14 protein-coding genes are annotated in these 14,310 nt (G+C 73.7%); 4 read left to right on the top strand and 10 right to left on the bottom strand.

Features of this window, described 5'->3' with window-relative positions; all coding sequences use genetic code 11:
- Positions 1–60: 60 nt before the first annotated feature.
- The 4 genes from infB to rimP form a co-directional block, all read right to left on the bottom strand.
- Positions 61–3,072 (bottom strand): translation initiation factor IF-2, encoded by a 3,012-nt coding sequence (gene infB / locus CF165_RS11555; protein WP_093947478.1) that lies wholly within the window; start codon positions 3,070–3,072, stop codon positions 61–63.
- A 78-nt stretch (positions 3,073–3,150) separates the two neighbouring features.
- Entirely contained in the window at positions 3,151–3,468 is a 318-nt protein-coding gene (locus CF165_RS11550; protein WP_093947477.1) for a YlxR family protein, read from the bottom strand.
- A gap of 77 nt (positions 3,469–3,545) precedes the next feature.
- A complete protein-coding gene (nusA, locus tag CF165_RS11545) occupies positions 3,546–4,592 on the bottom strand; it encodes a transcription termination factor NusA (RefSeq protein ID WP_093947476.1) in 1,047 nt (348 codons plus the stop codon).
- Entirely contained in the window at positions 4,589–5,131 is a 543-nt protein-coding gene (gene rimP, locus CF165_RS11540) for a ribosome maturation factor RimP (RefSeq protein WP_093947475.1), read from the bottom strand. The genes nusA and rimP overlap by 4 nt, the downstream gene beginning before the upstream one ends.
- A gap of 108 nt (positions 5,132–5,239) precedes the next feature.
- Here rimP and CF165_RS11535 point away from each other — a divergent pair, with 108 nt between their 5' ends.
- Entirely contained in the window at positions 5,240–6,175 is a 936-nt protein-coding gene (locus CF165_RS11535; protein ID WP_093947474.1) for a ferritin-like domain-containing protein, read from the top strand.
- A gap of 105 nt (positions 6,176–6,280) precedes the next feature.
- Here the strand turns inward: CF165_RS11535 and CF165_RS11530 are convergent, their stop codons facing one another.
- The 5 genes from CF165_RS11530 to CF165_RS11510 form a co-directional block, all read right to left on the bottom strand.
- Positions 6,281–6,874 (bottom strand): hypothetical protein, encoded by a 594-nt coding sequence (locus CF165_RS11530; RefSeq protein ID WP_093947473.1) that lies wholly within the window; start codon positions 6,872–6,874, stop codon positions 6,281–6,283.
- Between the two features lie 112 nt (positions 6,875–6,986).
- Positions 6,987–8,000: an aminotransferase class V-fold PLP-dependent enzyme gene (locus CF165_RS11525; RefSeq protein WP_093947472.1), complete on the bottom strand. Its 1,014-nt coding sequence runs from the start codon at positions 7,998–8,000 to the stop codon at positions 6,987–6,989.
- Positions 8,001–8,032: 32 nt separating this feature from the next.
- Entirely contained in the window at positions 8,033–8,833 is an 801-nt protein-coding gene (locus CF165_RS11520; protein ID WP_093947471.1) for an isocitrate lyase/PEP mutase family protein, read from the bottom strand.
- Between the two features lie 10 nt (positions 8,834–8,843).
- Entirely contained in the window at positions 8,844–10,286 is a 1,443-nt protein-coding gene (locus CF165_RS11515; protein WP_093947470.1) for a PH domain-containing protein, read from the bottom strand.
- The gene (locus CF165_RS11510; protein WP_093947469.1) at positions 10,283–10,780 is read right to left on the bottom strand and encodes a PH domain-containing protein; all 498 of its coding nucleotides are present in this window, start codon (positions 10,778–10,780) and stop codon (positions 10,283–10,285) included. The genes CF165_RS11515 and CF165_RS11510 overlap by 4 nt, the downstream gene beginning before the upstream one ends.
- Positions 10,781–10,873: 93 nt before the next feature.
- Between CF165_RS11510 and CF165_RS11505 the strand changes: the two genes are divergently transcribed.
- Positions 10,874–11,470: a TetR/AcrR family transcriptional regulator gene (locus tag CF165_RS11505; protein WP_240521543.1), complete on the top strand. Its 597-nt coding sequence runs from the start codon at positions 10,874–10,876 to the stop codon at positions 11,468–11,470.
- A gap of 148 nt (positions 11,471–11,618) precedes the next feature.
- Here the strand turns inward: CF165_RS11505 and CF165_RS11500 are convergent, their stop codons facing one another.
- On the bottom strand, positions 11,619–12,269 hold the full coding sequence (locus tag CF165_RS11500; RefSeq protein WP_093947467.1) for a GOLPH3/VPS74 family protein: 651 nt from the start codon (positions 12,267–12,269) through the stop codon (positions 11,619–11,621).
- Between the two features lie 165 nt (positions 12,270–12,434).
- On the opposite strand from CF165_RS11500, the gene CF165_RS11495 reads away from it, so the two are divergent.
- Complete coding sequence (locus CF165_RS11495; protein ID WP_093947466.1) at positions 12,435–13,670, top strand: sensor histidine kinase; 1,236 nt, start codon at positions 12,435–12,437, stop codon at positions 13,668–13,670.
- A complete protein-coding gene (locus CF165_RS11490; RefSeq protein ID WP_093947465.1) occupies positions 13,645–14,295 on the top strand; it encodes a response regulator in 651 nt (216 codons plus the stop codon). Before CF165_RS11495 ends, CF165_RS11490 begins: the two co-directional genes overlap by 26 nt.
- Positions 14,296–14,310: the final 15 nt, after the last annotated feature.

Genomic DNA, 14,310 nt, shown 5'->3' with positions numbered 1-14,310 from the left:
CACCGTAGAGGCGGGGAGGGGCGAGCGATTTCCGCGAGCACACCCCTCCCCAACTAGCCTCTACGCTCGCGGCTTCTCGCGCTGCTCGTACGTCTCGATCTGGTCGCCGACCTTCAGGTCGCCGTACGAACCGAGCGTCAGACCGCACTCGTAGCCCTCGCGGACCTCGACCACGTCGTCCTTGAACCGCCGCAGCGAGCTGATCGGCAGGTTCTCCGCCACGACCGTGCCGTCGCGGAGCAGACGGGCCCGGGCGTTGCGCCGGATCTCGCCGGACATGACCAGGCAACCCGCGATCGTGCCGATCTTGGAGGACTTGAAGACCTCGCGGACCTCCGCGCGGCCCAGCTCGACCTCTTCGTACTCCGGCTTGAGCATGCCCTTGAGAGCCTGCTCGATCTCGTCGATCGCCTGGTAGATGACCGTGTAGTACCGGACGTCGACGCCCTCGCGGGTGGCCCGCTCGGTCGCCTTGCCCTGGGCGCGGACGTTGAACCCGAGGACGATCGCGTCGGACGCGGTCGCCAGGTCGATGTCCGACTCGGTCACGCCACCGACACCGCGGTGGACCACGTTCAGCTCGACCTCGTCGCCGACGTCCAGCTGCAGCAGCGAGGCTTCGAGGGCCTCGACCGTACCCGAGTTGTCACCCTTGATGATCAGGTTGAGGCTGTTCGTCTCCTTCAAGGCGGAGTCGAGGTCCTCGAGGCTGACCCGCTTGCGGCGCGACGCGTTGAGCGCGTTCCGCGTACGAGCCGACCGGCGCTCGGCGATCTGCCGGGCGACGCGGTCCTCGTCGACCACCAGGAAGGTGTCACCCGCACCCGGCACCGAGGTGAACCCGATGACCTGGACGGGACGCGACGGCAGCGCCTCGGTCACGTCGACGTTGTGCTCGTCGACCATCCGGCGGACGCGGCCGTAGGCGTCACCCGCCACGACCGAGTCACCGACGCGCAGCGTGCCGCGCTGGACCAGGACGGTGGCCACCGGGCCGCGGCCGCGGTCGAGGTGCGCCTCGATCGCGACACCCTGGGCCTCCATGTCCGGGTTGGCCCGGAGGTCCAGAGCGGCGTCGGCGGTCAGCAGGATCGCCTCGAGCAGGCCGTCGATGTTGATGTTCTGCCGCGCGGAGATCTCGACGAACATCGTGTCGCCGCCGTACTCCTCGGCCACGAGGTTGTACTCGGTCAGCTGCTGCCGGATCTTGTCCGGGTTCGCGCCTTCCTTGTCGATCTTGTTGATCGCGACCACGATCGGGGCCTTGGCGGCCTGCGCGTGGTTGATCGCCTCGACCGTCTGCGGCATCACACCGTCGTCGGCCGCCACCACGATCACCGCGATGTCGGTCGAGTTCGCACCACGGGCACGCATGGCGGTGAACGCCTCGTGACCCGGGGTGTCGATGAAGGTGATGAGCCGCGGGTTGCCCTCGAGCTCGGTCTCGATCTGGTACGCACCGATGTGCTGCGTGATGCCGCCGGCCTCGCTCTCGCGGACCTTCGTCTTCCGGATCGTGTCGAGCAGGCGGGTCTTACCGTGGTCGACGTGACCCATGATGGTCACGACCGGCGGCCTGACCTGCAGGTCCTCTTCGCCACCCGCGTCGTCGCCGTAGGTGATGTCGAAGGTCCCCAGCAGTTCGCGGTCCTCCTCCTCGGGGCTGACGACCTGAACGTTGTAGTTCATTTCGCCGCCGAGCAGCTCGAGGATGTCGTCCGACACGGACTGCGTCGCGGTGACCATCTCGCCGAGGTGGAAGAGCACCTGCACCAGCGAAGCCGGGTTGGCGTCGATCTTCTCGGCGAAGTCGGTCAGCGAGGCACCGCGCGGCAGCCGGATCGTCTCGCCCTGGCCCTTGGGCAGGCGGACGCCGCCGACGCTGGGCGCCTGCATGTTGTCCATGTACTCCTGGCGCTTCTGCCGCTTCGACTTGCGGCCCTTGCGCGAGGGACCACCGGGACGCCCGAAGGCACCCGCGGTACCGCCACGGCCACCGGGGCCACCACGGCCACCGCCGCCGCCACGGAAACCGCCGCCACCGGCCGGGGCACCGCCGCCGCCACCGGGGCCGCCGCCACCCGGACGGAAGCCGCCGCCACCGCCGCCGCCACCGGGACCGCCGCGGAAGCCACCGCCGCCGCCACCGCCACCGGGACCGCCGCGGAAACCGCCGCCACCGCCACCGGGGCGACCGCCGCCGCCACCGCCACCGCCGGGGCCGCCACGGGCGCCGCCACCGGGACCACCGCGAGCGCCGCCACCGGGACCGGCGGGACGCTGCGTGCGGCCCGGCATCATGCCGGGGTTCGGCCGCGGGGGCATGTTGCCCGGGCTCGGCCGGTTGCCGCCGGCGCCACCGCCGGGACGCGGGGCCGGACGGTCACCGGCACCCTGGGAGCCACCACCGGGCCGCGGCGGGCGGTTGTCGCCGCCCTGACCGCCACCGGGGCGCGGGCCCTGCGGGCGCGGCGGGGCGCCGGAACCGACGCCGAACGGGTTGTTGCCGACGCGCGGCGTGCGCGGGCCGGGCTTGGGACCGCCGGGCTTGGGGCCCTGCGGCTTCGGCGGGACGACCGAACCGGTGCCCTGCGCGGGCGCGGCCGGGGTGTCCTGCTTCGGAGCGGCCGGAGCCTCCGCTTTGGCGGCCGGGACCTGCTCCTGGGGTTCGGGCGCGGCAGGCTGCTGGCGCGGGCCGGGCCGGGGGCCGGGGCGCTGCCCCGGGGTGGCCGGCTTCGACGCCGCGGGCGCCTGCTGCTGGGGTGCCGCCGCCGGAGCCTCAGCGGCCGGGGCGGGTGCCGCCTTGGCCGCCGGAGCCTGCTGCTGGGCAGGCGCGGGGGGCTTCGGGGCGGCGGGCTTGGCCGGCGGTCCGGGACGCGCCGACGGGCCGGGGGTGGGCTTCTTGGCGCCCTTGGGCGCATACGCGTCACGCAGACGGCGGGCGACGGGCGCCTCGACCGTGGATGACGCGGACTTGACGAACTCGCCCTGTTCCTTCAACTTCGCGAGAACGTCCTTGCTGGTGATGCCGAGCTCTTTCGCGAGCTCGTGTACGCGGGCCTTGCCTGGCACAACTCTCCTCATCTAGGGGAGGCCAGGCGGAAAACCCGCTGACCTCGTCCTTATTGTCTGACGCTCATGGCTTCAGCTTCACGGCTGACTCATGACGGGTCGACCTGCTTCCTTGATTCCTCGCGAACCCGGGGACGTCCCGGCTTCGTGGTGCGTAGTGGTGCGCCCGACCTGCTCGCGGACCTCGCGGGCGTCGAGCGCCCCGGGAGCCCGCAAGGCTCTCGGGAAGGCTCGCCGCCGTTCGGCCTTGGCCAGGCAGTCCGGATCGGGGTGCAGCCAAGCTCCCCGGCCCGGCAGCCGCCGACGTTCGTCGACGACCACCTTCCCGGCCACCGCGACCACGCGCAGCAGCTCACCGATCAATGCCCGCCGCTTGCAGCCGACACAAGTCCGCACCGGGGAATTCCGGTGGGGCTGGTGCTCGGCTACCCGCCGCGGGCGTTGAACCACTCCTGAGTCTAGCGCTTCGACCTTCACTCAGCCGAACCGGTTGTCGCGGCGGGCCGCGGCGGACGGGCGTGGTCTTGATCACCCTCGTCGTCCGCCGGTGCGGCGTCGCTGCGGATGTCGATCCGCCAGCCGGTCAGACGGGCGGCGAGGCGGGCGTTCTGGCCCTCCTTGCCGATCGCCAGCGACAGCTGGAAGTCCGGCACCACGACACGGGCGGTCTTCGCCCGCTCGTCCACGACTCGTACCGAAACAACCTTCGCGGGGGACAGCGCATTCCCGACGAAGCGGGCCGGATCCTCGGAGTAGTCGATGATGTCGATCTTCTCGCCGGCCAGCTCGCTCATCACGTTGCGCACGCGCGCGCCGACCGGGCCGATGCAGGCGCCCTTGGCGTTGACGCCCGGCACGGTCGACTTGACCGCGATCTTCGTGCGGTGCCCCGGCTCACGCGCGACGGCGGCGATCTCGACCGTCCCGTCGGCGATCTCCGGGACCTCCAGCGCGAACAGCTTGCGCACCAGGTTCGGGTGCGAACGCGAGAGCGTGATCTGCGGGCCGCGGTTGCCGCGCGAGACGGTGACCACGTACGCCTTGATCCGGCTGCCGTGCTCGTAGGACTCCCCCGCCACCTGCTCGGCGGACGGCAGCACGCCCTCGGTGTCACCCACCTGGACCACGACCATGCCGCGCGCGTTGGCGCGGGCGTCGCGCTGGATGACCCCGGCGACGATCTCGCCCTCCTTGGTGGAGAACTCGCCGAAGGTCTTCTCGTGCTCGGCGTCGCGCAGCCGCTGCAGGATGACCTGGCGCGCGGTGGTGGCGGCGATCCGGCCGAAGCCCTCCGGGGTGTCGTCCCACTCCTCGTCCACCTGGCCGTCGTGGGTCAGCGTGTGCGCGAGCACGCGCACCAGCCCCGTCTTGCGGTCGATGTCGATGCGGGCGTGCGCCTGGTGGCCCTCGGTGTGCTTGTACGCGGTGAGCAAGGCCGTCTCGATGGCCTCGATCACCGTTTCGAAGGGGATGTCCTTGTCCCGTTCGATCGCCCGCAGAGCGGCGATGTCGACGTTCACTTCGACCCCTTCTCCGTCTCGGCCCGACCGGCGCCGGTCAGGCCGGACGCGTCGTCTTCCAGCAGTTTCAGATCCTCGGCGGCCGGCTGCTTGAACTCGATCTCCACGACCGCCTTCGCCACGTCGGCGTAGCGGACGTCGCGGATCTTGCCGCCTTCGAGGACGCGGGCGGCGTCCTCGCCCGCGTGGCCGACCCGGCCGATGAAGGGCGCGCCGTCGGCCGGGGTGACCTTCACCAGGCGGTACCGCGCGCGCCGCCAGTGCCGGGCCTGGGTGAGCGGGCGGTCGAGGCCCGGCGAGGTGACCTCCAGCGTGTAGGCGCTCGCGAGCACGTGCTCGTTCTCGTCGAGCACCGCCGAGACCTTGCGGCTGATCTCGGCGACCTCGTCCAGCCCGACCCCGTCGTCGGAGTCGACGACGACCTTGACCAGCTGCCGCCGGCCGGCCTGCTGCACCTCGAACGAATCGAGGTCGAAACCCGCGGCGGTGACGGCTTCGGCCACTATCGGCTGAAGCCGGCTGGCGAGTTCTCCTGGCACGTGGGGCTCTCCTGTCTCGGGCGGGTCGTGGTGGACCAGCTTATCCGGTCGCCCCGTCACCCCGCGCGAGCGGCGGGGGCGCCCCGAGGCCTGGCAGGATGGGGCGGCGTGACCGGAAGACCGACCGAGCTGACCCGTCGTGCCGCCCTCCGCGCGGGGGCGCTGGCCGCCCTGGCTGTTCCCCTCGCCGCGTGCGGGCCCGGCTACGACGAGAGCCCCGACCCGCTGCGGCCGCTGCTGGCCGCCGCCGAAGCGGACGCCGCGGCCGCGCGGGCACTGGCCGCGGGCAAGGACGCCGACGCCGCCGGCCAAGTCGCCGACGCGCGCGCGGCGCACGCGGCCGCGCTGAAGTCCGAAGTGGACCGCCTGAACCGGCCCGCGCCGTCGCCGTCCCCCGCGCCGCCGGCGCCCGCGGCGCTCAGCGACCTGAAGGAACGGCTGGCGGCCGCCCGCAAGCAGGCCGAAGACCTCGTCGGCGGGCTGCCGCGCTACCGCGCAGGCCTGGTCGCGGCGGTCGCGGCGGGCTGCGCGTCGCTCCAGCGCCTCGCCCCGGCGCTGGGGCCCGGCGAAGACGCCCCGAAGGTGGGCGTCGCACCGGCCGCTGTCGTGCCCCAGGAAGCCGTGGACCCGCTGCAGGTGGCGCTCGCCGCCGAGCACGCCGCGGTCTGGGTGTACGGGCTGGTCAGCGCGTTCCTGCCGGGCGACTTCGGCGACGCCGAGAAGAGCGGCGCCGCGGAGCACGCCCTGCGCCGTGACTTCCTGCAGACGATGCTGTCGGCGTCCGGGGCGACCCCGGTCGCGCCGGAACCGGCGTACGTGCCGAAGAAGCCGGTGACGGACGCGGCGTCGGCGGCACTGGTCGTCGCGACGGCCGAAGCCGACTGCGCGTCGGCGTGGCTGGCGGTGATCAACCACACCGACGACGCGGGCCTGCGCACGACGGCCCTGCACGCGCTGGTCGCCGCCTCCCGCCGCGGCACGCCGTGGCGGTCCGAAGCGGGCGAGAAGCCGGTGGCGATCGCCATGCCCGGCCAGGCTAGCTGACCCCTCGATCACCCCAATGTGGCGTTCGGTGCGTTGAACGCACCCAATGTGGCGTTCGGTGCGTTGAACGCACCCAACGCCACATTGGGGTGCTTCGGGCCCGGGTCAGTGGAGGTCGGCCGAGAGGCGCAGGGCGTCGTCGGCGATCTTCTTGATCAGCGCCTTGTCCGTGTGCTTGCCGTAGAAGTCGGCCAGCACGATCGTCGTGTTCGTGCCGTCCACCTTCGCGGCGTACGCCGCGTCGCTGCTGCTCACGCTCGGGACGCCGGTGCCGGCGAACGTCTTGTCGCGGACCAGGTCGGTGACGTTGCCGGTGTTGTCCTTCTCGGTCAGCGCCTTGAGCGCCTTCGCCTTGGCCGAGTCCGGCATGCCCACCAGCACCACCGAGACGAGGGCCTTCTGGCCACCCGTCTCCGTCGTGTACAGCGCGCGGACCAGCGACTGGCACGGGTTGTCCTGGAAGAACTCCTTGGTCTTGCCGTAGGACTTCGCGACGCAGTCGTCGGCCTTGTCCGGCCCGGCGACCTGGGTGAACTGGAACTGCCCGGTGTTCTGGGCCGGCGGCTGCGCGACCGGCGTCTCCGGCGTCGAGTCGTGCCGGATCAGGAACCACAGCAGCCCGGAGACGACGGCGATCGCGACCAGCCCGGCGCCCTTGAGCAGCAGGGACCGGGTGTCGCGCGCCGGCGGCCCCGGCACGGGCGGCCGGGGCTGCGGGGGAACCGCGCCCAGCGGGGCCGTATCGGACGGGCCTGGAGTGAAACGCGCACCAACCACGGGTCCATACGGTAGTTCACCCGCGCTCGGCCGTTCACTCGAACGCGCGTAAGACGCGTTCGACGTCGTCAACGGTGTTGTAGAGGTGGAAGCCGACGCGCACCCGGCCGGCGCGGACGCTGGAGACGATCCCCGCCGCGGCCGCCCGCTCCGGATCGGCTTCGAGCGAGACGATCGCGGTGCCGCGCGGCGGCAGCCCGAGCTTCTCCAGCAGCGAGTCGGCCAGGCCGACGTTGTGCGCCGCGACCTGCGCGAGGTCGAGGCCGCCGAGGTACTCCAGGGCCACGGCCGCGCCCACCTGGGCCAGCCACACGGGCGAGAGGTCGAACGCGCGGGCGTCGGCCGCCAGCCGCAGCGGGAGGCCGTAGACGGTGGCCCACGGGTCCTCGCCGGCGAACCAGTTGGCCGCGACCGCCCGGGTGCGCTCCCGCGCGTCCGGCCGGACCGCGAGCCACGCGCTGCCGCGCGGTGACAGCAGCCACTTGTAGCCCGCCGCGACCACCCAGTCCGCCCAGGCGACGTCCAGGGGCAGCCAGCCGGCCGCCTGCGAGGCGTCGAGCAGGACCGCCGCCCCGGCGGCCCCGGCCGCGGCCCGCAGCGCCGGCAGGTCCACGATCCGGCCGTCGGCGGACTGGACGACGCTCACCGCGACGACGTCGTGGCCTTCGACCCGCGACGGCAGCACGTCGAGGGGCACCTCGGTGACCGTGACGCCGGGGTTCGCGGCGAAGGGGAAGGTCACGCTGGTGAAGTCGCCTTCGGCGGCGAGCACGCGGGTACCGGCGGGCAGCGCGGCGGCCACGTTGGCGACCAGCTGCGAAGCCGACGCGCCCATCGCGACGTCCGCGGGTGCGACGCCGAGCAGGCGGGCGAACCCGGCCCGCGCCCGGGCGACGTACGGGTCGAACTCCGCCGGCCGGATCGCGCCGGTCCGCCAGCGTTCGACCGATTCGGCCACCGCGTCGGCGACCGGTGCGGGCGGGACGGACACGCTGGGTGTGTTCAGGTATCCGGGCGGGACGGCGAAGTCGGTTCCGAAGGCACGCATACCCCGACCAAAGCAGATCCGGCCGGTCCGGTTCACCCGGTTTTCGGCAGCAGCGTTTTCGGCAGCAGCGCGGTGACGTCGGCGTAGCCCGGCGGGCTCAGCGGCAGGTCACGGCCGTCGCGCACGGCCAGCGCGGTCCCGGCGGCGGCCGCGAGCGCCATCCGGTAGGGCAGCGACCCCAGGCTGACCCGCGCGACGCCCAGCTCGGCCAACCCGGCCAGCGTCACCCGGCCGGGCAGGAACAGCAGGTTGAGCGGCACCCCGGCGGCGACGATCCGCTCGACGTCCGCCGGTTCGGCGAGGCCGGGCACGAAGACGCCGTCCGCGCCCGCCGCCGCGTACGCCCGCACGCGCGTCTCGGCTTCGGCGATCGAGCGGCCGCCCGCCCAGTGCGTGTCCGTCCGGGCGTTGACGAACAGCCCCGGCACGCGCTCCTTCACCGCCCTGACCAGCGCACACTGGACGTCGACCGTGGCGAGCGAGCCGTCCGCGCGGCCGTCTTCGAGGTTGACGCCGACGGCGCCCGCTTCGGCCAGCTCGGCCGCGAGGTCGGCGACCGCCGCGGGGTCCGCGCTGAAGCCGTCGGCGATGTCGACGCTGACGAGCACGTCCAGCCGGGCCAAGCGCCCCGCCAGCGCGACGGTCGCGTCTCGCGTCGACGGCGCGCCGTCGGGCTCCCCGGCCGCCGCGGACACGCCGAGGCTGGTCGTGCCGAGCGCGCGGAAGCCCTGCGCGGCGAGGAAGGCGCCGACGCCGAACTCCCACGCGTTCGGCAGCAGCAGCGGGGACCCGGGGACGTGCAGGGCTCGGAAAAGGGCACGGAATTCGTCCATGCCCTCGAACCTAGGGCCGCGACGCTTCGGCAGGCACCGAAGCGAACGGCTCGAGGATCCCGGGCACGGCCGCCGCCGCGAACGCGAGCCCCTCGGCCGCGTCGGCGTCGCGGACCGAGTAGGCGCCGGCGCCCGCCGCGGTGGTCGCGGTGAAGGTCGCGAGCCCGCGGCGGCGCTGGAAGACCGACTGCTTCACCGTCCAGCCGAGGACCCCGTCCCGCGCCAGCACGGCCGTGCTCCGCCGGACCGAACCCGACCGCAGGAGCAGGTAGCGCCCGCGCGTGCCGTGGCCGAGCCCGCGGTAGGCGTCCAGGGCCAGCAGGACCGCCACCGGCAGCGCGACGGCGGCGAGCACGACGGCCGTCACGAGCAGGACGCCGGTGAGCAGCGCGCCGAGCACCAGCAGGGCCAGAACCGGGGCGAGCGCCGCCAGCAGGGCCCAGCGCAGCCGCCGTCCCCGGGCGGCCGGCGGGTGGGGCACCAGCCGGACGTCCGCGATCGCCTCGCCCACGATCCGCGCCGCCACCTCGGCCGCCACCGGACGCGGCGCCACGGGCAGGAGCGTCTTGGACTCGGTCTTGTCGTCGTCCTGCTTCACGCCGGCGGCGATGGCGTCCACGCGCGCGGCGCCGGCGAGCCGGGCCCCGAGCGGCTCGACGAGCTCGACCCCGCGCAGCCGCCGCTCCTCGAGGGTGACCGACCGGGTCGTCAGCAGGCCGCGGCGGACGCGCAGGGTGCCGCCGGGCTCGCGATCCAGCCGGTGGTGCCACCACATCTCGGCGAACAGGCCGGCCGCGCCGACGACGCCGGCGACGAGCGCGAGCACCAGCAGGAGCAGCACGCTCACGGCGAGGGGCAAGTCGCCGAAGAGATTCAGCAGCCACTTCAGCAACCCGCCCCCGGCACCGAACCAGTCGGCGACCTTGAACAGCCCGCCGAACGCGGCCAGGCCGAGCGTCGGCGCGAGGAACGACAGGGGTGCGTAACGGATCCAGCGCGGGTCGAGTGTCGCGAGTGGACCGTCCTGCGCTCCGGGGCTCCGGTGCAGCAGTTCGGCGCGCAGGCCTTCGGCGTCCGCCCTGGCCAGCGGGGCGAGGGTGAGCCTTTCGTGCTGCCCGGTGCCGATGGTCAGCACGGCGACGCCGAACGCGCGGTGCAGCGGGCTGGCCGCCAGGTCGGCACTGCGGATCCGTTCGCGGGGCAGTGATTTGCGCGTGTGCGCGACGAAGTCGAACTCGATCTCCAGCCGCTCGGCCGTGCACCGGAAGCGGGTGTGGCGCCAGCGGACGTAGTCGGCCAGCACGCCGGCGCCGACGAGGAGCACCGCCGCCGGGACGAGCCAGAGCGACCGGGTCCCGATGGCGATCGGGGTGCCCGCCGACACGGAGAATCCGGCCAGGAGGACCGCGGTGACGCCGAGGGTGCGCCGGTCGAGCCGGCGCCAGCCGGTCACGTCGCGTCCCCGGGCGTTGCGTCGGTCCGCTCGGTCAACCGCTCGGCGACGTCGGCCGCGATGTCGGCGTCGAGGCCGCGGAGCTTCACGGCACCGCGCGCCGACGCCGTCGTCACCGTGACGGTGGCGAGCCCGAAGCGTTGCTGCAGCGGCCCGCGCAGCGTGTCGACCGTCTGGACGCGCGAAAGCGGCGCCACCCGCCACTCCTGCCACAGGAAGCCCGAGCGCACGTAGACCGCGGTGCCGGTGACCTCCCAGCGGTGCAGGCCGAACCACCACCGCGGCAGGAAGACGCACCAGGCCACGCCGAGCAGCGCGACCACGGCGGCCGGGACGAGCAGCCAGAACGCGGCCGGCGGGATCAGCAGGCCGAGGACGGCGAGCACCAGCGTGACGGGCCCGAAGACGAGTGCGCCTTGGGCGCGCCACCACGTGATCGCGCGGCGGTCGAGTGCGTTTCGCGGCGGCCTCAGCCGCACTGTTCCGGTCTCCACCGGACACCCCCCGAGTTTGTTTTACAATGCGGTCGCATCGTAACGGCGGAACCCGAGCTTTCGCAATGCGATCGCATGACAACGGGAGCGAACGTGCCGAAACAGGTCGACCACGAACAACGCCGCGTGCAGATCGCCGAGGCGCTGCAACGGCTGACGACGCGGGCCGGGCTGGAAGGCGTCAGCCTGCGCCAGGTCGCCGCCGAAGCCGGGATGTCCATGGGATCGGTGCAGCACTACTTCAAGACGAAGGACGAAATGCTGCGGTTCGCCCTCGAACACCGCCACAAGCTCCGCAGCGAGCGGATCACGGCGAAGGTCCTGGCCGAGGGACCGCCGACACCGCGGTCGATCCTGCGCGCGTGCCTGGTCGAGATCCTGCCGCGCGACCCCGACAGCGAGGCCGACTTCCTCATCGGCGTCGCGTACTTCATCCGCGCGGTGGCGGACCCGGCGATGGCGAAGGCCTTCGGCGAAGGCATGCCGGAACTCCTGGCGTTCTTCGCCGGCCAGATCCGCGAGGCGCAGGAGGCGGGCGACGTCCCCGACGGGGCCGACCCGGAAACCGAAGCGTCGCTGCTGTGGGCGATCGCGGACTCCCAGGGCTCGGAAATCCTGATGGGCCACCGGACCCCGGCCGAAGCAATCTCCACAGTGGACTACTACCTGGACCGGTTGTTCAGCGGCTGACCGTGTCGACCCCTCGATCACGCGTGTCGGCTCGGCAATCACGCGTGTCGGCGTTCCGATCACCCGAACCGGCGAGCCGTGCGGGCGCGAGGGGGTCGACACGCGTGATCCGGAGGTCGACACGCGTGATCCGAGGGTCGACACGACGTCAGCCTCCGCCGCCCGAGCTCGCCGCGATCGCCGCCGCGCGGGCCGCCTGGAGTTCGCGGAGCACCTTTCGCAAGGCCGGGACCGCGGCGCCCGCCGTGTCCTCCAGCTCGGTGAGGCGGGCCCGGTGGCGGCGGCGTTCGGCGCGCGGGAACACCGTGCCCAGCTCGGCCGCCGCGGCGAGGGACGTCAGGGCCGCGATGTCCGGCGGCACCGGCGAACCGGTCCGCAGCGCCGATTTCACCCGATCGTGGAGCGCGGCCACCGTCGCCACGTCGCGGACCACCGGGTGGCGGCGCGGGAAGACCCCCAGCAAGCGGGATGTCCGCAGCTCGATCGTGCCCGCCGCGTCGAGCTGGGCCTCCAGGGAATGCAGCGTCGCGCGGGCGCCGCGGCGCACCGAGGCACGCCACTTCCGGTGCGGGTCGGCGGTGAGCTCGGCCAGCAGGTCGTCGAGGACCAGGTGACCGGTTCCGCCGGCGCCGGTGACGGCCGGGCGGCCGCCGTCGTCGGCGACCAGGCCGCGTAGCACAAGGTCCGTCAGCGCCGCCGCGCGGACCAGCAGGGCCACGCGCTCGCGGCCCGGCAGCCGGTCGCGCCGGGTGTCGCACGCCAGCAGGTACGCGCGGGCGGGCAGGGACAGCTCGTTCATCTCGCTCCTCCACTGTCACGTCAGGACAGTCCACCGGTTCGGCAGCACGGGCGAAACCGGGGGAAGAGGGTGGTCCCGGCGACGAAAGTTGCGCGTCGCCCCCCGGGCCGCAACTTTGGTTGCGCATCCGGGGCGGCGTCCCGGACGAGCCGTTACCGTGGCCGCGTGACCAGCACCCGGCGGCCGGTCTGGCCGAGCCGCGCCGACGCCTTCTGGCTGTTCCTGCTCGCGGCGGTGTTCACCGGGCTCAACGTCCTGTACCACGTCCTCGGCGACCGGACGACCGGCGCGCTCGGCCCGGCGGCCGGGCTGCTGCTGCAGGTCGCCTGCGACCTCTCGCTGGTGCTGCTGTTCCGGTTCCCGGCACTGGTGGCCGGGTTCCTCGCGGCGGCCGCGCTCGCGATGCTGGGCTCCGACCTGTTCGCGCCCGGACTGCTCGTGCCGGTGCACCCGATCGCGCTGACGACCGTGCCGACCGTCACCCCGGTTCTGCTGGCCCAGCTGGTGCGGGTGCTGGACCGGCGGACCGTGCTGTGGCTGGCGGGCATCCTCGCCGTCGTGGCCATGCGGCCGTGGGCGCCGAGCTGGAGCGTCACGCCGTTCGGGCTGCTGAACACCGCGCTGCCGGTCGCGATCTCGCTGTACGTCGAAGCCCGCAAGCAGCTGCTGCAGTCGCTGCGGGACCGGGCGGAACGCGCCGAGCGGGAGCAGCACCTGCTCGCCGGACAGGCCCGCGCGGAGGAACGGCGGCGGCTCGCGGGCGAGATGCACGACGTCGTCACGCACCGGCTCAGCCTGATGGTGCTGCACGCCGGGGCGCTCGGCGTGACGTCGGCCGACCCGGCCGTGCGAACGGCGGCCGAAGACATCCGCCGCGAAGGCGCGCTGGCGCTGGACGAGCTGCGCGACCTGGTCGGCGTCCTGCGCAACGGCGCCGAACCCGGGCCGCGGACGCTCAGCCCGGCGGAGCCCGGCGACCCGGCGCGGCTGGTCGAGGAGTCGCGGTCGGTCGGCGTCCCGACGGAGCTGGCGGTGGACGGCGACCCGTCCCAGGTGTCGCCGACCGTCGCGCGCACCGCGTACCGGCTGGTGCAGGAGGCGCTGACGAACGTGCGCAAGCACGCGCCGGGCGGGTCGGTGACGGTCTCGCTGCGCTACCACCGCGGTGGTCTGGACGTCTCGGTGGACAGCACGGCGGCGGCGCGCCCGCCCGACCCGGCGCTGGCGGGCAGCGGTTCCGGGGCCGGCCTGGCGGGTCTGCGGCAGCGCGTCGAGCTGGTCGGCGGGCGGTTCAGCGCGGGTCCGGCGCCCGGCGGCGGGTTCCGGGTCGGTGCGATACTGCCCCCCTACGTCCCGACGGCGGAAGGCACGCGCTGTGATCCCGGTGCTCGTGGTCGATGACGAGCCGATGGTGTGCGCGCACCTGCGCACGATCCTGGGTTCGGCGCCCGACATCGAGGTCGTCGCCCAGGCCGCCGACGGCGCCGAAGCCGTGGAGGCGGTCGTCCGGCACCGGCCGCGCGTGGTGCTGATGGACCTGCGGATGCCGGGCGTCGACGGGCTCACGGCGATCGCGCGGATCACGGAGCTGCCGGACCCGCCGGCGGTGGTGGCGCTGACGACGTTCGACGCGGACACGTACGTGATCCGGGCGTTGCGCGCGGGCGCGGCGGGCTTCCTGGTGAAGTCGACACCGCCGGAGGACCTGATCGGCCTGGTCCGCGTGGCGGCGGACGGCCACACGGTGCTGTCGCCGTCGGCGGCCCGCCGCCTGGTGGCGCTGTCCTCGGACGGTCGCGAGCGCGGCGAGGACGCGCGGCGGCGGACGATGGGGCTCACCGAGCGGGAGCGGGATGTGCTGGCGTGCCTCGGGGAGGGACTGTCCAATGCGGACATCGCCGCGCGGCTGCACCTGGCCGAGGCGACGGTGAAGAGCTATGTGTCGCGGATGCTCGTGAAGCTGGAGTGCGCCAACCGGACCCAGGCGGGGTTGCTGGCCCACGAAGCGGGTTTGGTCGCTCGCTGACGGACCTCCCCCGGC

It is taken from the genome of Amycolatopsis vastitatis (genome assembly GCF_002234595.1).
In the GTDB taxonomy this organism is placed as follows: domain Bacteria; phylum Actinomycetota; class Actinomycetes; order Mycobacteriales; family Pseudonocardiaceae; genus Amycolatopsis; species Amycolatopsis vastitatis.
The sequence above is the reverse complement of the archived record's forward strand: the minus strand, read 5'-3'. Positions and strand labels throughout refer to the sequence as shown.